This window comes from Nocardia sp. NPDC055321 (genome assembly GCF_053645575.1).
In genome coordinates, this window is sequence record NZ_JBSHMS010000022.1 from 35,043 (window position 1) to 55,108 (window position 20,066).

The 20,066-nt window shown below is 70.1% G+C and carries 19 protein-coding genes; 8 read left to right on the forward strand and 11 right to left on the reverse strand.

The annotated features are described in order from the left end of the window. Positions 1-4 precede the first annotated feature (4 nt). On the reverse strand, positions 5-1,558 hold the full coding sequence (locus ACWIGI_RS30635) for an acyl-CoA carboxylase subunit beta (protein ID WP_454206171.1): 1,554 nt from the start codon (positions 1,556-1,558) through the stop codon (positions 5-7). 358 nt (positions 1,559-1,916) lie between these two features. Here ACWIGI_RS30635 and ACWIGI_RS30640 point away from each other — a divergent pair, with 358 nt between their 5' ends. The 3 genes from ACWIGI_RS30640 (at position 1,917) to ACWIGI_RS30650 (ending at position 4,308) form a co-directional block, all read left to right on the forward strand. Then, complete coding sequence (locus tag ACWIGI_RS30640) at positions 1,917-2,777, forward strand: alpha/beta fold hydrolase (RefSeq protein ID WP_454206172.1); 861 nt, start codon at positions 1,917-1,919, stop codon at positions 2,775-2,777. 215 nt (positions 2,778-2,992) lie between these two features. Next, complete coding sequence (locus ACWIGI_RS30645; RefSeq protein ID WP_454206174.1) at positions 2,993-3,577, forward strand: hypothetical protein; 585 nt, start codon at positions 2,993-2,995, stop codon at positions 3,575-3,577. Continuing rightward, a complete protein-coding gene (locus ACWIGI_RS30650; RefSeq protein ID WP_454206302.1) occupies positions 3,574-4,308 on the forward strand; it encodes a cobalt-precorrin-6A reductase in 735 nt (244 codons plus the stop codon). Before ACWIGI_RS30645 ends, ACWIGI_RS30650 begins: the two co-directional genes overlap by 4 nt. A gap of 9 nt (positions 4,309-4,317) precedes the next feature. On the opposite strand, the gene ACWIGI_RS30655 is transcribed toward ACWIGI_RS30650, so the two are convergent. The 4 genes from ACWIGI_RS30655 to ACWIGI_RS30670 form a co-directional block, all read right to left on the reverse strand. Then, a complete protein-coding gene (locus ACWIGI_RS30655; RefSeq protein ID WP_454206177.1) occupies positions 4,318-4,869 on the reverse strand; it encodes a PadR family transcriptional regulator in 552 nt (183 codons plus the stop codon). Between the two features lie 30 nt (positions 4,870-4,899). Then, a complete protein-coding gene (gene cobJ, locus ACWIGI_RS30660) occupies positions 4,900-6,564 on the reverse strand; it encodes a precorrin-3B C(17)-methyltransferase (protein WP_454206179.1) in 1,665 nt (554 codons plus the stop codon). Continuing rightward, complete coding sequence (locus ACWIGI_RS30665; protein ID WP_454206181.1) at positions 6,561-7,196, reverse strand: precorrin-8X methylmutase; 636 nt, start codon at positions 7,194-7,196, stop codon at positions 6,561-6,563. Before ACWIGI_RS30665 ends, cobJ begins: the two co-directional genes overlap by 4 nt. A gap of 83 nt (positions 7,197-7,279) precedes the next feature. Next, on the reverse strand, positions 7,280-7,717 hold the full coding sequence (locus ACWIGI_RS30670) for an Lrp/AsnC family transcriptional regulator (protein WP_454206182.1): 438 nt from the start codon (positions 7,715-7,717) through the stop codon (positions 7,280-7,282). Between the two features lie 147 nt (positions 7,718-7,864). Here ACWIGI_RS30670 and ddaH point away from each other — a divergent pair, with 147 nt between their 5' ends. Then, positions 7,865-8,821 (forward strand): dimethylargininase, encoded by a 957-nt coding sequence (gene ddaH, locus ACWIGI_RS30675; protein ID WP_454206184.1) that lies wholly within the window; start codon positions 7,865-7,867, stop codon positions 8,819-8,821. A 90-nt stretch (positions 8,822-8,911) separates the two neighbouring features. Here the strand turns inward: ddaH and ACWIGI_RS30680 are convergent, their stop codons facing one another. From ACWIGI_RS30680 to ACWIGI_RS30695, 4 genes are all read right to left on the reverse strand, one after another. Then, positions 8,912-9,643 (reverse strand): MerR family transcriptional regulator, encoded by a 732-nt coding sequence (locus ACWIGI_RS30680; RefSeq protein ID WP_454206186.1) that lies wholly within the window; start codon positions 9,641-9,643, stop codon positions 8,912-8,914. 55 nt (positions 9,644-9,698) lie between these two features. Further along, positions 9,699-10,610, reverse strand: a complete 912-nt coding sequence (locus tag ACWIGI_RS30685) for an alpha/beta fold hydrolase (protein WP_454206188.1) — start codon at positions 10,608-10,610, stop codon at positions 9,699-9,701. A gap of 235 nt (positions 10,611-10,845) precedes the next feature. Then, a complete protein-coding gene (locus tag ACWIGI_RS30690; protein WP_454206190.1) occupies positions 10,846-11,064 on the reverse strand; it encodes a hypothetical protein in 219 nt (72 codons plus the stop codon). A 161-nt stretch (positions 11,065-11,225) separates the two neighbouring features. Beyond that, positions 11,226-11,960 carry a hypothetical protein gene (locus tag ACWIGI_RS30695; RefSeq protein ID WP_454206191.1) on the reverse strand — a complete coding sequence of 245 codons (735 nt, stop codon included), beginning with the start codon at positions 11,958-11,960 and terminating at the stop codon, positions 11,226-11,228. A 231-nt stretch (positions 11,961-12,191) separates the two neighbouring features. Between ACWIGI_RS30695 and ACWIGI_RS30700 the strand changes: the two genes are divergently transcribed. The 3 genes from ACWIGI_RS30700 to ACWIGI_RS30710 all read left to right on the forward strand — a co-directional run bounded on the left by ACWIGI_RS30700 (position 12,192) and on the right by ACWIGI_RS30710 (position 14,207). Further along, positions 12,192-12,593, forward strand: coding sequence for a hypothetical protein (locus ACWIGI_RS30700; RefSeq protein WP_454206193.1), 402 nt, complete (start codon positions 12,192-12,194; stop codon positions 12,591-12,593). A 79-nt stretch (positions 12,594-12,672) separates the two neighbouring features. Then, on the forward strand, positions 12,673-13,866 hold the full coding sequence (locus tag ACWIGI_RS30705; RefSeq protein WP_454206195.1) for a hypothetical protein: 1,194 nt from the start codon (positions 12,673-12,675) through the stop codon (positions 13,864-13,866). Continuing rightward, positions 13,863-14,207: a hypothetical protein gene (locus ACWIGI_RS30710; protein ID WP_454206196.1), complete on the forward strand. Its 345-nt coding sequence runs from the start codon at positions 13,863-13,865 to the stop codon at positions 14,205-14,207. Before ACWIGI_RS30705 ends, ACWIGI_RS30710 begins: the two co-directional genes overlap by 4 nt. 147 nt (positions 14,208-14,354) lie before the next feature. On the opposite strand, the gene cobG is transcribed toward ACWIGI_RS30710, so the two are convergent. Together cobG and ACWIGI_RS30720 are read right to left on the reverse strand one after the other, a co-directional pair. After that, a complete protein-coding gene (cobG, locus tag ACWIGI_RS30715; protein ID WP_454206197.1) occupies positions 14,355-15,557 on the reverse strand; it encodes a precorrin-3B synthase in 1,203 nt (400 codons plus the stop codon). A 56-nt stretch (positions 15,558-15,613) separates the two neighbouring features. After that, the gene (locus tag ACWIGI_RS30720) at positions 15,614-15,844 is read right to left on the reverse strand and encodes a hypothetical protein (protein ID WP_454206199.1); all 231 of its coding nucleotides are present in this window, start codon (positions 15,842-15,844) and stop codon (positions 15,614-15,616) included. A 394-nt stretch (positions 15,845-16,238) separates the two neighbouring features. On the opposite strand from ACWIGI_RS30720, the gene cobN reads away from it, so the two are divergent. Next, complete coding sequence (cobN, locus tag ACWIGI_RS30725; protein ID WP_454206201.1) at positions 16,239-19,874, forward strand: cobaltochelatase subunit CobN; 3,636 nt, start codon at positions 16,239-16,241, stop codon at positions 19,872-19,874. Positions 19,875-20,066: the final 192 nt, after the last annotated feature.

Here is a 20,066-nt window from a genome sequence, read left to right on the forward strand (position 1 = left end):
AGCCTCACATCGGGTAGATGGGGTGCTTGCGCGGGTTGAACTCGGGCTTGGTCGTCTGCTTGTCGCGCAGCAGGCGCAGCGCGTGCCGGATCTCGAGGCGGGTGCGCGAGGGTTCGATCACCGCGTCGATGTATCCGCGTTCGGCGGCGATCCACGGCGTGGCGATGGTCTCGTTGTACTGGTTGACCATGAACTCGCGGGCGGCGGCGCGGTGCTCTTCCGGTACCGCGGCCAGCTGGCGCTTGCCGAGCAGATCGACAGCGCTCTCGGCGCCGATGACCGCGATCCGGGCGGTGGGCCAGGCGAAGCTGAAGTCGGCCCCGACCTGCCGGGCCGCCATCATGCCGTACGCGCCGCCGTAGGACTTGCGCACCACCAGGTTGATGATCGGCACCGTGGCCTCGATGATCGCGCGCGGGACGCGGCCACCGCGAATGATCACACCGGCGGCTTCCTCGGACAGCCCGGGCAGCACGCCGGGGGTGTCGGCGACGAACACCAGTGGAATGTTGAACGCGTCGCACAGCCGGATGAAGTACGTCGACTTGTCCGAGCAGGCGGCGTCGATCGAACCGCCCAGTACCAGTGGCTGATTCGCGATCACGCCGACCGGGTTGCCGTCGACCCGCGCGAATCCGGTGATCAGGTTCGGGGCGAATGTCGCACGCACCTCGTGGAATTCGCCGTCGTCGAAGATCCGCAGCAGGATCTCGTGCATGTCGTAGCCGGAGCGATCGGAGTCGGGGATGATCCGGTCGAGTTCACGGTCGGAATCGGTGATCTCGGGTTCCAGGCCCGGGTTCACGATCGGCGCCTGCTCGACGCAGCTGGTCGGGAAGTAGCTCAGGTAGTTGCGGGCCCACTCGTAGGCTTCCTGCTCGGTGTCGGCCACGTGGTGCAGGGTGCCGCGCTCGGCCTGCACCTTCGCGCCGCCGAGTTCCTCGGCGGTGACGTCCTCGCCGTTGACCGCTTTGATCACGTCCGGCCCGGTGACGAACATGTACGAGTCCTTGGTGCCGATCAGCACATCGGTATTGATCGGCCCGTACACCGAGCCCGCCGCGCATTTGCCGAGAATGATCGACACCTGCGGGACATAGCCCGAGAGCTTCTCCAGGACGCGCGAAATATCGCCGAACGAGGCGATCGATCCGACCGCGTCCTGAATCCGGGCGCCGCCGGAATCGTTGATCGTCACGACCGGGCACGCATTGTCGAACGCGAAGCGCAAGGCGCGCATGAACTTCTGCGCCGACGTCACTCCGACCGAGCCGCCGTAGACGGTCTGATCGTGCGAGATGACCACGACGGGCCGTCCGTTGATCAGCCCGCGGCCGGTGACCAGTCCGTCGCCGTAGAGCGCGTCCGGCTGTCCCGGTTGCCTGGCCAGGGCGCCGGTTTCGACGAAGGTGCCGGGGTCGAGCAGCATGTTCACGCGCTCGCGAACGCTCGGGATGCCCTTCTTCTCACGCTTGGCCCGGCCGGCGTCCCCCGCCGGTTCCGCCGCGACCCCCAGGATCTTGTTCAGTTCGTCGAGCTTCGCTCGCGTGCCGATCACGCTTACCGCCACCTTCTCCCGCTGCACCGATTTGCCCCGGTGACGTTATGCGTTGTCGCCGAGGAATGATCACCAAATTAGACAAACGGGATGAATCACAAAATGCGGGGGGTGTTTGCTGGGTATCGCCTCCCGGGTGTGCGGGCCCGCCGGCGCGAAATCGAGAGTTCGCCCCGGCGCACGCCCCCTCGTGAACCCGGTCCACCTCCGACGCGTCGCGGACCGACCCTGTGGGCGCTCGGCGTGCGGTGCTCGAATCTACTGCCTTGGCGCACAATGCTTTCCCGGACCGGAAGGGGGTCGATCGGCGCGTCCCGGGGTGTTCGCGCACAAGTGAAACCTGTTCTAATCTCTCCGCATGGACGTCACATACGAAGGCACCGCACGCGAACTCGAGACCGACGCCGGGACGCTGCGCTACCACGAGGCGGGCGCGGGCGAGCCGCTGATCCTGTTGCACGGGTCCGGCATCGGTGTGAGCGGCTGGAAGAACTTCCGGGGCAATCTGGCCTACTTCGCCAAGTACTACCACTGCTACATCCTCGAGTTCCCGGGCTTCGGAATCAGTGATCCGGTGCCGGGTATGCACCCGGTCTTCGCGGCGGGCGCGGCCGTGCTGCGGTTCATGGACGCGCTCGGCATCGAATCCGCCGCCATGGTGGGCAACTCGATGGGCGGGGTGGTCGGGGTCAATCTCGCGATCAACGCACCCGAGCGCGTCACGAAACTCGTGGCCATCGGCGGCGTCGGGCCGAACATCTTCACCACCAACCCCAGCGAGGGTTCGCGCCTGCTGCAGGAGTTCGCGGACGAGCCCAGTCGGGAACGCCTGGTGCGCTGGCTGAAATGCATGACCTACGATCACGCGCTGGTGACCGAGGAACTGATCGAGGATCGGTGGCGGGCCGCGAGCGATCCGGCCTCGCACGCCTCCCTCGCCGCGATGTACGGCTCGAAGGCGTTCGAGGCCCAGCGCGCGATGATGGCGAAGATCGCCCCCTACTGGTCCAACATGCACAAGGTGCGGTGCCCGGTCCTGCTGACCTGGGGCATCGAGGACAGGCAGAGCCCGCCGGACATGATGCTCGTGCCGATGCGGCTCATTCCCGACGCCGAGGTCCACGTCTTCCCCCGGTGCGGGCACTGGGTGATGATCGAGGCCAAGGAGGCGTTCGAGTCGGTGACCCTGGATTTCCTGCAGCGCACCGGCCGCGGTTAGTGTGCGATGCCGCGGCTGTCCGATGCCGGGCGTTCTCCGAAAGTCGCCGGCCTCTATAGTCGGGTCGTTGAATGCAGTTGTTGTGCCAGGGCCGAATTCGCGCTTATTTCCACTGGTGAGTCATACATACTGAAACATCGGCGGCTCAGAGGTATGGTCGGTGGCCGTGACCCGATTGTTATCGGGTTCGGTGCTAGATCGACTTGGGAGATCCATTGAAGTACACGAAATTCGCTACCACCGCCATGATCGCCATCGCCGCCACCGGAATCGCCGCGGGGACCAGCTATGCCGCACCGGGCGCCCAGGCGCCCGCGGTCGCGCAGGTCACCCCGGCGGCGGCGTCGCAGGGCACCCAGGACGGCGTCGACTACTCGGTGCAGCTGGCCGAGACCGGCAACACCGTCGTCACGCAGGTCACCGGCGGCGCCTTCCAGCTGGCCGCGGACGGTAAGGCCGTCACGCTGAAGAACGACGCCGGTCAGGTCGTCGCGGTACTGCCGCTGGCCGGCGCCGCGGGCAACCAGGAGATCGCGCTCACCGCGGTCGTCGACGAGCAGGGGCAGCGGCTGTCGCTGACCGCGCCGAAGGCCGAGGACGTCTCGGTCAAGTTCGTCGGTTCGCAGGAGTGGTTCTTCGCCGAACTGCAGCGGGCCTCGCTCGGCGCGCTCATCGGCGCCATCATCGGCGCGTTCTTCTTCGGCATCGGCCTGCCGTTCGGCGCGCTCATCGGCCTGCTGATCGCCGGTGGCCCGTCGCTCATCGACGCGGGCCTCGCCTACTTCAGCGGGCAGCCCTGAAAATCCTGATTCTCGGCGGCACCCGGGAAGCCCGGGAAATCGCTGACATCGCTTCCGGTGAGCGAGGATTCGACATCGTCTCCTCGCTCGCCGGGCGCGTGCGCGAACCCGTCCTGCCGGTCGGCGCGGTGCGCATGGGCGGCTTCGGGGGCGTGCAGGGACTGCGGGAGTGGATCTCCGGCAACGACATCGACCTCGTGGTGGACGCCACCCATCCCTTCGCGGGCGGCATGACCGCCAACGCGGCACAGGCCGCCGCGCACCTGGGCCTGCCGGTGCTGCACCTGCGCCGCCCGGGCTGGCACGAACAACCCGGGGATCGCTGGATCCGGGTGCCCAATCTCACCGTCGCGGCCGAAACCGTTGCCGGGCTGGGGGATCGGGTCTTTCTCACCGTCGGCCGCCAGGGCGTCGCGGCCTTCGCCGGATCGGGGCAGTGGTTCCTGATCCGCGCCATCGATTCGCCCGAGGGCGCGGTGCCGGCCCGGCACGAGGTGCTGCTCGCGCGCGGGCCGTTCGCGGTCGAGGAGGAGATCGCGCTGCTCACCGCGCACGCCGTCGAGGTGCTGGTGACCAAGGACAGCGGGGGAGAGCTCACCGAGGCCAAGCTGACCGCCGCTCGTGCACTGGGCCTGCCGGTCGTCATGATCGACCGCCCACCGCTGCCGGTCGGCGCCGAGCAGGTGGAAACCGTTGCCCAGGTCTGGGATTGGGTGCTCGCCCGGCGCTGAGCCGCGGTGTCAGGACAGCCGGCTGGCCGGATCCAGGAGGTCGGGCAGCCGGTCGAACCACTCCAGGACCGCGCGTTCGTAGCGGATCCCGAAATCGAGGGTGGCGCGTTCGAACGGTGAGATGCGTTGCTCGTCATGGCCGGACAGGTAGCCGGTCAGGCGCTGTTCGTGCACGGTCCGGTTGGTGGCGATGATGCGGTCGAGGCGGTCGCGGTCGATGAAGTCTCCGAAGGACAGGGTGAGCAGCAGCGGCACGCGGATGGTTTCCGCGCCGGGATCGCGCGCGATCCATTCGGCGAAGGCCTCGCGGCCGTCCTCGGTGATGCGGTAGGGCGTGCGATCGCGCGCCCCGGTTTCGCCCTTCTCGACCAGTCCGTGCTGGTGCATGGTCGCCAGTTCCCGGTAGACCTGGCTCTGGGTGATGGTCCAGAAGTCGCCGATGCGGTCCTGGGCCAGCGTGACCAGATCCCACCCGGACATATCGCCCTGGTGTAGGAAACCGAGTAGGGACGCGGCCGTCGAATTGAGCGGGCGCCGGGTTTTCTCGTCTACCACTGCCATCCCTTCAGCCATACATTCCACTATGGAATATTATTCACCATAACGCCGGGACGTGAAAACCCGGGGTCCGTTCGCCGACTCGAAGACCGTCGTGGTGGACGCGCCCACGATGAGCAGTGTCCGCATGTCCACCTCGTCGGGGTCCAGCTCAGCGAGGGTCACCACGCGCACCGACTCCGTCGGCCCGCCCACGTCGCGGCCCAGAATCACCGGGGTCTCGGGCTTGCGATGCTCGAGCAGCAGATCCTTCATGGCCCCGACCTGCCAGGTGCGCTGGGAGGACCGCGGGTTGTACACCGCGAAGGCCATGTCGGCCGCCGCCACCGCGGCGAGCCGCCCGGCCACCACCTCCCACGGCTTGAGGCGGTCCGAGAGCGAGATCATGGCGAAGTCGTGCCCGAGCGGCGCGCCGACCCGGCTCGCCACCGCGGTCGCGGCGGTGACGCCGGGCAGCACCCGCACCGGGACGTCACACCACTGCGGGTCGCCGGACTCCTCGATCACCGCGGCCGCCATCGCGAACACCCCGGGATCGCCCCCGGACACCACGACCACCTTCGCGCCGCGCTTGGCCATGTCCAATGCCATTGCCGCACGCTCGGATTCGACCTTGTTGTCGCTCGCGTGCCGCTGCTGGCCCGGACGCTCGGGCACCCGGTTCACGTAGGTGGCGTAGCCGACGATGTCGGTGGCCTCGGCGAGGGCGTGGGCAACCTCGGGGGTGATCCACTCCTGGGATCCGGGGCCCAGGCCCACGACGACCACCTCGCCGGGCGCATCGGCCCGCGGCCGTTCGTCCGCCGCCGCGGATGAGCCCGCGTTCTCGGCGGCGTTCGCGAGCGCGGCATCGGTCGCCGCGTCGGCGGTGACCGTGCCGACCCGGTCGACCGGGGATTCGGAGTGTGTCGCAACCGATTCGGCGTTCGAGGCGGGCGTGCCGGGTGTCGCCGTCGTCTCGGTCAGCGGTATGCGGGTCTGCGGCGCGGGGCCGGGCACGACGGTGATGGCGAAGTACGGCACGCTCGCCTCGTCCACATCCGCGGCGCGCAGCACGCGCTGGCGGGTGCTGCTGGCTCGCTCGATGTAGAACGCGTCGTCCAGGCGGCCGGAGTCCGCAAGGGCCTGGCGCACACCGGGATACGTGCGGCCGAGCTTCATGATGGCGGCGGCGTCGGTCTCGCGCAGCCGGCGGGTGAGCTCCTCGGTGCCCATGGTGCCGGGCAGGATCGTCAGCACCTGTTCGCCCTCGACGATCGGGGTCGCCAGGGCGGCCGAGGCGGCGCTGACCGAAGTGACGCCCGGGATGATCTCGCTGTCGAAGCGGTCGGCCAGGCGCCGGTGCATATGCTGGAAAGAGCTGTAGAACAGCGGATCTCCGGCCGCGAGCAGCGCCACCGAACGCCCCGCCGCCAGGTGCTCGGCCAGCCGGGCGGCCGCGCTCTCGTAGAAGTCGTCGATCGCGCCCTGATAGCCGCCGGGATGTTCGGTGGTCTCGGTGGTGACCGGGTAGACCAGATGCTCCTCGAGCTGGCCCGCGCGCATGTACGGCGCGGCGATGGCGCGCGAGATGCTGCGGCCGTGCCGGGCGCTGTGGAAGGCGATCACGTCGGCGGCGCCGATGATCCGCGCCGCCTTGACCGTCACCAGTTCCGGATCGCCGGGACCCAGGCCGATGCCCCAGAGCTTGCCGCTCATTCTTGTTCGCTCGCAATCGCGTTGAGGGCGGCAGCGGTGATCGCGCTGCCACCGCGCCGGCCCCGCACGGTCAGGAATTCGATGTCGCCGTACTCGGCCAGGGCCTGCTTGGACTCGGCCGCGCCGATGAACCCGACCGGGATACCGATGACCGCCGCCGGGCGCGGGGCACCCGCGTCGAGCATGTCCAGGAGATGGAACAGCGCGGTCGGGGCGTTGCCGATGGCGACCACCGCGCCCTCCAGGCGGTCGCGCCACAGCTCCAGCGCCGCCGCGGACCGGGTGTTGTCCATGGCCGCGGCCAGGGCGGGCACGCGCGGGTCCGCCAGCAGGCACAGCACGTCGTTGTCCGCGGGCAGGCGCTTGCGCGTCACCCCGGAGGCGACCATGTTCGCGTCGCACAGAATCGCGTTCCCGGCCCGCATCGCCGTGCGCGCGGCCGCCACCACACCGGGGCTGTAGTCGATGTCGGCGGCCAGATCCACCTGCCCGCAGGCGTGGATCATGCGCACCACCACCTGCGACACATCCGCGGGGAACCGGGCCAGATCGGCCTCGGCGCGAATCGTGGCGAACGAGCGCCGATAGATCTCGGCCCCGTCGGTGAGGTAGCTGGTGCGCACGTCGGACATGGTGTCCAGCCTAGATTTCGCCCGCGCGCGGCCGCGGGGCGGGTGGCAGCGGTCACCTCGAATCCGCTTCGGAGTGCACCGGATCAGGTCCGCGGGCGCTCGAGGATGCGGGACATGACGATGCTGCTCCGGGTTCGCCCGACGCGCGCGTTCTCCCGGATCCGCTCGACGGTCACCTCGATCTCGGCCATGTCCCGCGCCATGACGTGTACCAGCGCGTCGGCCTCCCCGGCGATCGTCCACACGCCGATGACCTGCGGAATCGGTTCCAGGCTGCGGCGCAGTTCGGCGGGGGAGATGTTGTCGCGGTAGTAGACCTCCACGTACGCCTCGGTGCGCCAGCCGAGCGCGGCGGGATTGACCTGCGCGCTGAAGCCGGTGATCTGCCCGCCCGCGACCATCTTGTCGACCCGGCGTTTGACCGCGGGCGCGGACAGCCCGACGAGCGCGCCGATTTCCTGGAACGACGCCCGCGCGTGCTTGAGCAAATGGGCCAGAATGCGGCGATCGATGTCGTCCATGTCTACCCTTTCGGCGGCTGACGCAATAAATCTTCGTCAATGTCCGAATTTGCGCAACATATCGCTATATCTGACGCAACGGTACCGCACATACCTTCGTGAGCACGCACGTTCCTCGTTCGACCGAATCACATCGAAGGAGCTTCGTTGACTTCCGCAGCCACGCTCCGCGCTCCCGAACCGGCGGATGATCGCCGCCCGAGCGCGCGCCGGTATCTGATGTGCCGACCCGAGCATTTCGAGGTCAGCTACGCGATCAACCCCTGGATGGATACCTCGGCGCCGGTGGACCGGGCGCTGGCCCTGGCGCAGTGGGACGCGCTGCGCGCGGCGTACGAGGCGCACGGGCATCGGGTGGAGGTGATCGAGGGGGTGCCCGGCCTGCCCGACATGGTGTTCGCCGCCAACGGCGGCCTGGTCATCGGGGACCGGGCGCTCTCGGCCCGCTTCGCCAATCCCGAACGCGCGCAAGAGGGTCCGGCCTACCACCGGTGGCTCGGCGAGCGCGGCTTCGCCCGGCTGGGCGCGGCGGCCGAAATCAACGAGGGCGAGGGCGATTTCGCGATAGCGGGGGACCGGATCCTGGCCGGAACCGGGTTCCGCAGCTCCCGGGCCGCGCACCGCGAGGTGCAGGAGTTCTTCCACCTGCCGGTTGTGTCGCTGGATCTGGTGGATCCCCGGTACTACCACCTCGATACCGCGCTCATGGTGCTCGGCGACACCATCGCGTATTTCCCGGGCGCGTTCACCGGCGCGAGCGCGCGCCTGCTGGCCCGCATGTATCCCGACGCGGTGATCGCCACCGCCGCGGACGCCGAGGTGCTCGGGCTCAACGGGGTCTGCGACGGGCGGCACGTGTTCCTGAGCGATCGGGCCACCGGGCTGGCCGCGGAGCTGCGCGCGCGGGGCTACGAGCCGGTCGGCATCGATCTGTCCGAGCTGCTCAAGGCCGGCGGCAGCGTCAAATGTTGCACGCTGGAACAGCATTCGGTGCGCACCGCGGCGCTGCCGGACGATGTGCCGCTGCTGAACGCGGAGTTCCCGGTCGGCGACGAGCCGGCCGAGGACGAGTCTTCCATGGACGTCGAGCCGCTGGCGGGCTGACGTCCCGGCGCGGAGCCGGTCGGGGCTCCGAGCCGGTGCGCGGGTGCCGTTCGTCGCGGGCGGCGACGGCACCCGCGTGCCGGTCCCCTGTCATTCCGGGGCGGTGCGGCGCCGTTCGGCGCGGTGCTCGAGCGTCTCGACGACGCGCTGCCAGGCGGGCGCCGCCGCGGCGATGTGGGTGGTCACGAGGCGCCGGTGCCCGGCCGGAGCCCCGGGCCGTTCGTGCGCGGCGGCCCAGGCGTCGAGTTCGTCGATGAGACGGTCCAGGCGCGGGTCCGCCGGATCCCAGCCGGCCGCGCGATCGGTGGCGAGCATCAGACGAGTGGTTTCCGGGTCGTCGAGCAGGGCGTTCTTCTCCCGGACGCGCTGAGCCACGGCGCCGGGATCCAGCGCGCGCAACAGGATCCACGCGTCGCGTTCGAGGCGCACCCGTTGCTCGCCGATGCCGAGGTCGCGCATGCGCTCGAGGACGGCGACCACCTCCGGCGGCAGTACGAGGCGCTCGCCGCTGTCCAATGCGGCTATGCGGCGGCGGTATTCGGCGATCTGCTCGATCCGGCGCTCGAGGTCGGCGTCGATATCGGCCAGGGCGGAGGCGAATTCGGGCGCGGGCGCGTGCAGGAGCGCGCCGATGCGCGCGAGCGGTACCCCGGCGTCGGCGAGGGTGCGGACACGGATGAGATCCACCGCGGCCTGCGCGGGGTAGCGGCGGTATCCGGAGGCGTCGCGGTCGGGTTCGGGGAGCAGGCCGATGTGGTGGTAGTGGCGCACGGTGCGCACGGTCACGCCCGCGGTCGCCGCGAGCTGCCCGATCGTGAGCACCGTCCCCCCGGGGTCGTCGATGTCGTTCCCGCGGTGTTCGCGGGTCGTCCCGAGTCTAGGACCGGGCGAGATCGACGACATCGCGGATGGCCCGCGCGACCGCGTCCGGGCGGTCGAAGCAGAGACGGTGGTGGAAGGTGCCGGTGAGTACGCGGTGTTCCCCGCGCGTGACCGTGCGCGCGAAGGCCGCGTCCATGGCCAGACGGCCCGCCCGCTGCCGTTCGAGATCATCGTCCGAGAGCGCGGCGCGCAGGCCCGGATCGATCCCGGCGACGCTGAGCGCGATCACGGGCACATCGGGAACGCCGGGGCCCGTGCGCACTTCGGCGGCCAGGTCGACCAGCTGCGCGCGCTCGCGCATCCCGCTGCGGATCCAGGGCGCGCTGTCCTTGGCCGCGAGCAGCGCGGTCCGTACCGGGCCGGGATAGTCGGCCAGGAGTTGTGCGTTCATCTCGCGCAGCGTGGGTCGTAGCCGGGTGAGCTGGTCGAAGTCGGGCGCCGTGCGTTCGGCCGCCGCGAGCCGCAGCGGCTCGGGCATGAAGTCGTCCCACTCGCGGTGCACGGCGTCGAGCCACACCAGGCCGGCCACCTCGTTCGGGTAGAGCTGGGCGAACCGGTGCGCGAACAAGCCGCCGAGCGAATGCGCGGCGAGCACGTACGGGCCGTCGATTCCCTCGGCGCGCAGCAGCTCTCGTGCCTCGGTCGCGATGGCGCGCGCGGTGCGGGGTGTGCCCAGCGCGTCGCTGTACCCGGTGTCGCCCCGGTCGTACACCACCGCCGTGGTGAACTCCGAAACACGCTGCTGCACACCGAAATAGTCCAGTCCCACCGCGCTCGCGCCGGGGAAGAACACGACGGCGGGCCCGCCGCTGCCCGCCCGGTGCACGAATACCCTGCGGCCGTCGATCATCCGGAAGCCGCCGATCGGCGGCACGTTCTCGCTCACACGTTCCGTGCTGTTCGTCATGGGATCACCGTGCAACCCTGACGCAGCGTCATGGTCAAGTCCGATGACCTGACCGGTCGTCGGTAGGCCCGAGGAAATTCGACAATGGGAATATGCGCATCTATGCATTAAAGGCGAGCGTGGATCGGCCCGGCCATCGAGGGCCGTCCGGGAAACAGGAAACCCCCGCCCGGATTCGGGCGGGGGTCGGCTCGGCGTGCGTGGCGGCCGGGAGAGTCCCGGCTACCGGGCCGGGTCAGCGGGTGGCGTCCGGGACCCACTGGAAGCCGCTGGCGCCGGTGTTGACGCAGATGACCGGCTTGCCGGTGTTGACGTCCCAGGCGGGCTTCATGCCTTCGCTGCGGGTGCACGGGGTGTGTGCCCGCGGGGTGGAGGCCGAGGCCGGGGCCGCGACGCTGATGAGCGCGGTGGCGACGGCTCCGCCGATCAGTGCGGTGGTGACGAGCTTGATCATGACTGCTGCCTTCCTTCGATGAACATGCGAGGAGGCTCCCCCCTCTGGTCGCACGTCGTAGTCTGCCGGGCGTGCGTGCGAAAGCCAAATGAATTTCCGCACTGGTGAATTCGCTCACAGGCGTACGAAAGGCGCTGCTGTGCAGGTGAACTGCGGTGTGTTCAGGGTGCGGAACTCGCGGCGGCTTCGATCCAGTTGGAGAACTCGCACGCCAGGTGCCACCGATGCCCGGTGACCATGGCCGGCAGTATCGCCAGCGGGAACTCGACGGTCAGCCGGGCGTGGAATCCGGTGCCGGTGTCGCGGAACTGGTGTCGCACACCGCCGATCGCGGTTCCGTCCAGTGCGCGCGCGACCCCGGCGATCTGGTGCGGGAAGAGTGGGTCCGGGGGAGTGGTAAGGCTCGAGACGTCGGTGTAATCGACCAGGAACAGCGTCGCCAGCGGGCTCGAACCGGTGGTCTCCAGCACCACCTGTCCGCGCTCGCTCACCCCGAAGTCGAAATGATCGGGGCACGCCCGCAGCATCGCGGTGGTGTCGGAGCTGTTGGCGGCTTCCTCGAACCAGGCCACGAATCGTGCCGCGCCGCCGCCGGTTACGTGCAAATCGGTGACGCTGCGCCGGCGTCCCGGCACCCGGGCTTGCGCCCGGGCGACGCGGTCGGCCCAGCGGGTGTCGCGGGCGAGCCGGGCCCGGATCTCGGCCGATCCCAGTGCGAGTTTCGTCCGCAGCAGCGCTTCGCGGCGTTCGGCGACGTCGCCCGCGGCCGGGGCGGCGACTCCGAGCTTGCGCGCGGCGGCGTCGATACGCCGGCTCTCCCAGGCGAGCACGGCGTCCCGCCCGGCCGTGCGTCCGTTCAACTCGGCGACGATGCCGACGGTGTGCGCTGCGCTCATTATCCCGTCCTTAACGCTAGTATTACTGCACTTAAGACGGTAGTCGTGCCCGGCAGTCGAGTGCAAGTGTCACGTCGAGATGTGTGACGAACGCCCCGCGACCTGTGCGCTTCGTCAACGTCGTGGCCGTTCGCGGGGGTCGGAGGCGGGAGTCGGCTCATTAACGCATCGGCCAACCGTCACGATCACGTGTGTGATCGAGGTTCGCGAACCGGACCGGGGAGGGTGTGTATGCGGGTGGCGGTTGTGCTCGCCGTCGCGGTGATCGCGGCGACGAGCGGGTGTTCGGACTATCCGGCCGACAGCGCCGAGGAGGCGGTGCGTTCGCACATCGAGGCCGCCGATCGTGGCGATGTCGCGGCACTGCGGGAGCTGGCGTGCGGAGATCTGGCGCAGGCCATGGCTTCTCGCACCGACGAGCAGGTTCGCGCGGCCTTCGCGGACTACTACGATCCCGCACCCGATCGGCTCAGCGACGAGCCGTTCGGGGACAGGGTGTGGGTGTCCGGGTACTACTCCGGCATCAGGCACCTCGAGATCTCGTTCGTCACCGAGCGGCACGGTGACTGGCGGGTGTGTGAGGTCCGCCGGGGCAACGGACCGTACGGCGCGCTACCCGGACCGTTCGGCTGAGTGCCGGAACCGATTCGGGGACTGGCCTTTTCGGGTCCTAGCCGCCGCGGTGTCCGCCGAACGCCGGTTACGGTGAGGTATGCAGGAAGAACCGGGGCCCGTCCGGCCCGCGCGGCGGGACGGGCCTGTCTCGAGGTTTCGCGGGCCCCTCACGGTCCTCATCGGGCTCGTCGTGGCGGCGCTGGTCGTGGCGTCGGTGCCCCGGTGGTGGTGCGGCCGGGACGCCGAGGGCTGGTTTCGGGGTGACGTGGCGCTCGCGCGCGGGCTCGCCGAGGAACTGGTGGCCTTCGAGGCTGAGGACGACCGGCGGCGGGCCGTCGGTTCCCGGGCCGGTCCGGACCGGATGTGGGGGCTGCTGGGGCATCAGATGACGGCGCTGGGGCTGGCGCAGGTGTGCCTGGAGTATCCGGAACTGCGCGAGCGGTACGCCCCCGTCGTGACCGCCGCCGCGGCCAAGAGCCTGCTGCCGGAGATGCGGGCCGAATTCACCGATGCCTGGCACGGTCGCGACGGGATGGCCGAGCTCGCGAGCGCGGACGGGCACGCGTACCTGTCCTATCCGGCGCTGGCGCTGGGCATGGCCCGCCTGGTGGACCCGGCCTTCCCCGCCGCCCTCGCGGCCGAGCACGACGCGCTCGTCGCCGCGTTCGAGCGCCGCCTGCTCGCCGCCCCGGCCGGGCTCCTGGAAACCTTTCCGGGCGAGGCGTATCCGACCGATGTCGCGGCCGTGGCCGCCGCCATCGCGGTGCACGGCCGGGTGACCGGCGCCGATCACGGCGCGGTGCTCGCGCACTGGGCGAGCCGGGTGCGCGCGGTCCAGATCGATCGGGACACCAGACTCGTGCTGCAGCGCACGGACGCCGGCGGCCGGGCGCACGACGCGCCCCGGGCCTCGGGCACCGGGCTCGCGGCCTATTTCGCGGGGTTCGCCGATCGCGCGCTCGCGGGGGAACTGGCCGCGGCGCTGTTCGATCAGGAGCGGAATGTGCTGGGTTTCAGCGCCATCGACGAGTACGGCCCCGGCCACGACGGTGCCGGGGATATGGACAGCGGTCCCCTGATTCTCGGAATGTCCATCTCGGCAACGGGTTTCGCGCTGGCACCGGCGCGCGCGTTCGGGCATCGCGAGGCGTTCACCCGCCTGTATCGCACCGCGAATCTGTTCGGCCTGCCGCTGCGCGGGGGTGAGCGGCTGCGCTTCGCCACCGGCGGTGTCACCGGCAACGCCCTGCTGCTGGCGTTCCTCACCTCCGGACCGGAGCTGGCGCGATGAGCCTCCGCCCCGACCCCCGCCTTCGGCTCCTGTGGCGCGCGGTCCGCCTGCCGCTCGTCCTGATCGCCCTGTATCTCGTGCTGCGCACGGCGCTGTGGCTGCTGTCCGAGCGGCACGGCTTCGGCTCGGCGGACGAGCTGAGTCCCGCCTTCCTGGTCGTGGCCGCCGCGACGACGACACTGCGCCTGATACTGCTGATCGTGGTGCCCGCGCTGCTGGCCTACCGCGCGGCGGTGTGGCTCTTGCGCCGGGTTGCGGGCCTTCGAACCGGGCTGCCGCAGACATCGGGGTCGATGCCGCGGGGTGAGCCGGGTCGAACACCGCGGTCCGAGGTCGGCTGATCAACCCGGTAGCTGGTAGATCGCCTGACGACTGCGGTCAGGAGTCGGATCGATCCGGTTGTCGGTGGATGAGCGGCTCGACGCGGTGGTCAGGAGTCGGCGCGAATGATGCGGCCGCCGACGAGTAAGCCGACTCGAACCTCGCGGTCAGGCGTCGGCGGGATCGATCCGGTAGCCGGTCGGTGTGGCCGTCACGTCGGTGACCGCGCCGCGCGGGCGGCCGCAGTGGCGTTCGCAGCCGGACCAGTGCTGGCGGCCCGAGGCGACCACCTCCTCAGGGAGCAGGTCCGCGCGGGGGACGGTGAGGGCGCCTACCGGGACCACGCGGCCCGACTCGACGGCCTCGGCGGCGTCGGACCGGATGTCGGTCAGGGACTTGGCGCACCCGGGCCGGCCCGCGCACGCGGTGACCTGTAGCCAGGGGGAGGTGGCGTCGAAGATCAGGCCCATGGGGGCCAGGACGCGGACCACCTGTTCGGCGGCCCACTCCTCGAGGTCGGTGATGATCAGGCTGCGCCAGGGGGTCAGGTAGATCGGGCGTTCGATCGCGGCGATGAACTCCGCGGTGCGCGCGTCCAGCGAACCGAGTCGTACGCCCGCGCCGAGGGTGACCAGGTCGTCGGCCTGGGTCAGCCAGCCGATCGGAACATCGTGGGGCGCGGTCGTTTCCAGCGGTTCGGCGGTGGTGATCAGGTGCGGGTGCGCGATCAGCAGCTGGTCGGCCAGCCGGCGGGGACCGTCCGCGATCTCGTGCAGTCGCCACTGGTCGTCCCGCAGGTCCAGGAAGCCGTGGGCGGCCGCGAGCATGACCTCGACCGCGCCGTCTGCGGTGACCCGCAGGCCCGAATCCGTGCCGCCGAGCAGCAGCGCGAAGGTGTCGCCGTCCACGCCGTGCACGCCGATGTCGCCGCCGAGCCCGCTCACGTCACCGCGCCCGTCGTCGAGGGTGAACAGCACCCGGCCCGGCAGCTCGGCCAGTCGCGGCGCGGCGAGCAGACCCGCGTCCAGCGCCGGGACCAGCGCGTGCACCTCGGCGAGACCGCCGACCCGGCCGGACAGCGGCGAGGCGATGATGTTGCGCACCCGTTCGTGCGAGGCGCTCGGGAGCAGCCCGGCCGCGGTGAGGCGCTGTTCGAGCGCGGCGGCGTCGTGCATCCGGCGCAGTTGCACGTTGCCGCGCGAGGTGAGTTCGATGTGCCCGTCGCCCAGGTCGCGGGCGGCCTCGGCGAGGGTCTGTAGCTGGTCGGGGGCCAGGCGCCCGCCGGGGATCCGGATGCGGGCCAGGGGTCCGTCGGCGGCCTGGTGCAGGCGCAGCACGCCGGGGCAGGAATCGGGTTCGGATCGCGTCATGTCCACACCAGGGTACGGCGGGCGTCCGGGGTGAACGCCCGCCGTACCGGGGACGCTCACCCCGCGTGATGCGGTTCGATCGAGGCCGGCAGCCCGCGCTCGCGCGCGAACGCGGGCGTCTTCTCCCAGGAGTCGTTGAGCAGACTCGGAATCATGTGTTCGTCGACCCGGTCGCGATGCACGGTCGTCATCATGACCGTGAGTCCGAAGAGCAGGGTGGCCGCGCAGATGATGCCCGCGAGTACCGCCCACCGTGTCTGCCCGCTGCCCGCCGCGGTCAACGCCATTGCCAGCGTCGCGAAGGCAACCAGTACGCAAAAATATCCTGACCAGGCGGCGAATCGGTTCCGCCTGACCCATCCGGGAGTATTCGCCATAGCGGCAGCGTACGCGTGGCGAACATGCTCGAAAAGGCTCGTGCACCAGGGTTTGCCGCACTGTGACACTAGCGCGATCCACACCATCGCCGCGGCGTGATCTGCGCGGTGACACCGGCGCGATAGCGACTGTGACGCGGGGCGCGATCACCGCGGCGCGAGACCGGCGCGATAGCATCGGCGGGCTCGTCGGACGGAAGAAACCGGTGCAATTCCGGTGCGGTCGCGCCACTGTGACAGTCAGACCTTCTCCAGCGAGTGCCATACCGTGCTGGGCGCGTCCACCCGAGGAAGGCCGAAACCCGTGATTCTGCTGCTGTCCACGTCCGATACCGATCTGCTGAGCGCGCGAGCCAGCGGAGCCGAGTACCGGCTCGCCAACCCCGCGCGCCTGCTGCCCGAGGACCTGCCCGGTCTGCTCGACGGCGCGGATCTGGTGATCGTCCGCATCCTCGGCGGCAAGCGGGCCTGGGAAGAGGGCCTGGAGACCGTGCGCGCCAGTGGGATTCCCGTGGTCGCGCTGGGCGGCGAGCACGCCCCCGACGCCGAGCTCATGGAGTGCTCGACCGTGCCCGGCGGTGTGGCCGCCGACGCGCACAACTACCTGGCCGCCGGTGGTCCGGCGAACCTGTTGCAGCTGAGCAACTTCCTGTCCGACACCGTGCTGCTCACCGGTCACGGCTTCGAGCCGCCGGTGGAACTGCCGCGCTGGGGTGTGCTCGAGCGCGCCGAGCGCGACCTGCCCGCGGGCGCGCCCACGGTAGCCGTCGTCTATTACCGGGCCCAGCATCTGGCCGGGAACACCGGCTACATCGACGCGCTGTGCACCGCCATCGAGGACAAGGGCGCGCGGGCGCTGCCCATCTACTGCGCCTCGCTGCGCACCGCCGAGACCGAGCTGCTCGCCGAACTGCGCAAGGCCGACGCGCTGGTGGTGACCGTGCTCGCGGCCGGCGGCACCAAGCCCGCGACCGCCTCCGCGGGCGGGGACGACGAGGCCTGGGACGTGGGCGCGCTCGCCGACCTGGACGTGCCGATCCTGCAGGGCCTGTGCCTGACCAGCGGTCGCGCCCAGTGGGAGGCCAACGACGACGGGCTGTCCCCGCTCGATGTCGCCACCCAGGTCGCGGTGCCCGAGTTCGACGGCCGCATCATCACGGTTCCGTTCTCGTTCAAGGAGTTCGACGAGGACGGGCTGTCCACCTACGTGCCCGATCCCGAGCGCGCGGCGCGCGTGGCCGGTATCGCCTCCCGGTACGCGCGGCTGCGGCACATCCCCAACTCCGAGAAGCGCGTGGCGATCGTGTTCTCGGCGTACCCGACCAAGCACGCCCGCATCGGCAACGCCGTCGGCCTGGACACCCCGGCCAGCGCCATCAAGCTGCTGAACGAATTGCGTTCGGCCGGATACGATCTCGGCGAACCGGGGGAGATCCCGGGGCTCGAGGCCGGGGACGGCGACGCGCTGGTGCACGCGCTCATCGCCGCGGGCGGCCAGGATCCGGACTGGCTGACCGCGGAACAGTTGGAGGGCAACCCGATTCGCATCGGCGCGGGCACCTATGGGCAGTGGTTCGCCGAACTGCCCGAGGATCTGCGCGAGGGTGTGGAGGAGGCGTGGGGCGCCGCGCCCGGCGAGCTGTACGTGGACCGCTCGGCCGACCCGGCCGGTGAGATCGTCATCGCCGCCATGCGATTCGGCAACGTGGTCATCATCGTGCAGCCCCCGCGCGGTTTCGGCGAGAACCCGGTCGCGATCTATCACGACCCGGATCTGCCGCCGAGCCATCACTACCTGGCCGCCTACCGCTGGATCGCCGCGCCGGACGGTTTCGCCGCCGACGCCATGGTGCACCTGGGCAAGCACGGCAACCTGGAATGGCTGCCGGGCAAGACCCTGGGCATGTCGGCCTCCTGCGGCACCGACGCCGCGCTCGGGGATCTGCCGCTGATCTACCCGTTCCTGGTGAACGATCCGGGCGAGGGCACCCAGGCCAAGCGCCGCGCCCATGCCACCCTGGTCGATCACCTCATCCCGCCGATGGCGCGCGCGGAGACCTACGGCGACATCTCGCGGCTCGAGCAGCTCCTCGACGAGCACTCCAACATCTCCACCCTGGATCCGGCCAAGCTGCCCGCCATCCGCCAGCAGATCTGGACGCTCATGCGCGCGGCCAAGATGGACCACGATCTGGGCCTGGCCGAGCGGCCCGAGGAAGACGTCTTCGACGACATGCTGCTGCACGTCGACGGCTGGCTGTGCGAGATCAAGGACGTGCAGATCCGCGACGGCCTGCACATCCTGGGGCAGGCGCCGGCCGGGGAGGCCGAGGTCGACCTGGTGCTGGCGATGCTGCGCGCCCGCCAGCTCTGGGGCGGTGAGGTCAACGTGCCGGGCCTGCGCGAGGCGCTGGGCCTGAGCGAGGCCGGGGACGAATCCCGCGAACGCGTCGACACCTTCGAAGGGGTTGCGCGCGAACTGGTCTCGGCCATGCAGGAGGTCGACTGGGACGTGCAGGCGATCGACGCCATCACCGAACAGCTCGTCCAGGACGGGGACGCCGTCGCCATCGCGGGCGCCGAACCCGAGTCCAGGCTGTCCGCGGTGCGCCGGGTGCTGGGCTTCGCGGCCACCGAGGTGGTGCCGCGCCTGCGCCAGACCGGGGTCGAGGTCGCGCGCATTCTGCACGCGCTCGACGGCGGGTTCATTCCGGCCGGGCCCAGTGGTTCGCCGCTGCGCGGCCTGATCAACGTGCTGCCCACCGGGCGCAACTTCTACTCGGTCGATCCCAAGGCGGTGCCCTCGCGCCTGGCGTGGGAAACCGGTCAGGCCATGGCGGATTCGCTGCTGGCGCGGTACCTGGCCGATCACGGGGAGTACCCGCGCTCGGTCGGGATCTCGATCTGGGGCACCTCGGCCATGCGTACCTCCGGCGACGATATCGCCGAGGTGTTCGCGTTGCTGGGTGTGCGCCCGGTGTGGGACGAGGCGAGCAGGCGCGTCACAAAGCTCGAGGCGATCGGGCTCGAGGAGCTGGGCCGTCCGCGCGTGGACGTGACCGTGCGCATCAGCGGGTTCTTCCGGGACGCGTTCCCGCACGTGCTGGCGCTGCTCGACGACGCGGTGCGCCTGGTCGCGGATCTGGACGAGCCCGCGGAATCGAACTACGTGCGCGCGCACGCGCAGGCCGATCTGGCCGAGCACGGCGACGAGCGGCGCGCCACCACGCGCATCTTCGGGTCCAAGCCCGGCACCTACGGCGCGGGTCTGCTGCAGCTCATCGATTCCAAGAGCTGGCGCACCGATGACGATCTCGCGCAGGTGTACACCGCCTGGGGCGGATTCGCCTACGGCCGCGAGCTCGACGGCGTGCCCGCGGCCGACGACATGCGCACCGCGTATCGGCGAATCGCGGTGGCGGCCAAGAACACCGACACCCGCGAGCACGATATCGCCGACTCGGACGACTATTTCCAGTATCACGGCGGCATGGTGGCCACCGTGCGCGCGCTGACCGGAAAGAACCCCGAGGCCTATATCGGCGACAGCACCCGCCCGGACGCCGTGCGCACCCGCACGCTGTCCGAGGAGACCACCCGCGTATTCCGTGCGCGCGTGATCAATCCGCGCTGGCTCGAGGCCATGCGCCGGCACGGGTACAAGGGCGCGTTCGAAATGGCGGCCACCGTCGACTATCTCTTCGGATATGACGCGACAACCAATGTCGTCGCCGACTGGATGTACGAAAAGCTCGCCGAGAGCTACGTTTTCGACGACGTGAATCGCAAGTTCATGGAGCAGTCGAATCCCTGGGCGCTGCACGGTATCGCGGAGCGTTTGCTGGAAGCGGCCGAGCGGAAACTGTGGGAGGCGCCCGAATCCGAGACGCTGGAACGACTGCGTCAGGTGTATCTCGAAACCGAAGGCGAACTGGAGTAGGCGAATTCCGCCGCGCGCGGCGCGGCGGCGGGCGATGACGGCGGTGCCGGGGCTCGGACGTTGAGGACATCAGCGGACAACCCCGGCACCTGTCCTATGCGCGGGCCGAGTCTGAGGGGACCATAAGAATCGTCCCGGCGTCTCGGGGAGGCGGCGGGAACTCCAATCCCATTATTGGGATCGATAATTGGA

What these genes read in the sequence shown, in the direction of transcription:
- ACWIGI_RS30640 (WP_454206172.1), top strand. Translation starts at nt 1,917, where the DNA reads ATGGACGTCACATACGAAGGCACCGCACGCGAACTCGAGACCGACGCC.
- ACWIGI_RS30655 (WP_454206177.1), bottom strand. Translation starts at nt 4,869, where the DNA reads ATGGCAGTGGTAGACGAGAAAACCCGGCGCCCGCTCAATTCGACGGCC.
- cobJ (WP_454206179.1), bottom strand. Translation starts at nt 6,564, where the DNA reads ATGAGCGGCAAGCTCTGGGGCATCGGCCTGGGTCCCGGCGATCCGGAA.
- ACWIGI_RS30665 (WP_454206181.1), bottom strand. Translation starts at nt 7,196, where the DNA reads ATGTCCGACGTGCGCACCAGCTACCTCACCGACGGGGCCGAGATCTAT.
- ACWIGI_RS30670 (WP_454206182.1), bottom strand. Translation starts at nt 7,717, where the DNA reads ATGGACGACATCGATCGCCGCATTCTGGCCCATTTGCTCAAGCACGCG.
- ACWIGI_RS30685 (WP_454206188.1), bottom strand. Translation starts at nt 10,610, where the DNA reads ATGACGAACAGCACGGAACGTGTGAGCGAGAACGTGCCGCCGATCGGC.
- ACWIGI_RS30690 (WP_454206190.1), bottom strand. Translation starts at nt 11,064, where the DNA reads ATGATCAAGCTCGTCACCACCGCACTGATCGGCGGAGCCGTCGCCACC.
- ACWIGI_RS30695 (WP_454206191.1), bottom strand. Translation starts at nt 11,960, where the DNA reads ATGAGCGCAGCGCACACCGTCGGCATCGTCGCCGAGTTGAACGGACGC.
- ACWIGI_RS30700 (WP_454206193.1), top strand. Translation starts at nt 12,192, where the DNA reads ATGCGGGTGGCGGTTGTGCTCGCCGTCGCGGTGATCGCGGCGACGAGC.
- ACWIGI_RS30705 (WP_454206195.1), top strand. Translation starts at nt 12,673, where the DNA reads ATGCAGGAAGAACCGGGGCCCGTCCGGCCCGCGCGGCGGGACGGGCCT.
- ACWIGI_RS30710 (WP_454206196.1), top strand. Translation starts at nt 13,863, where the DNA reads ATGAGCCTCCGCCCCGACCCCCGCCTTCGGCTCCTGTGGCGCGCGGTC.
- cobG (WP_454206197.1), bottom strand. Translation starts at nt 15,557, where the DNA reads ATGACGCGATCCGAACCCGATTCCTGCCCCGGCGTGCTGCGCCTGCAC.
- ACWIGI_RS30720 (WP_454206199.1), bottom strand. Translation starts at nt 15,844, where the DNA reads ATGGCGTTGACCGCGGCGGGCAGCGGGCAGACACGGTGGGCGGTACTC.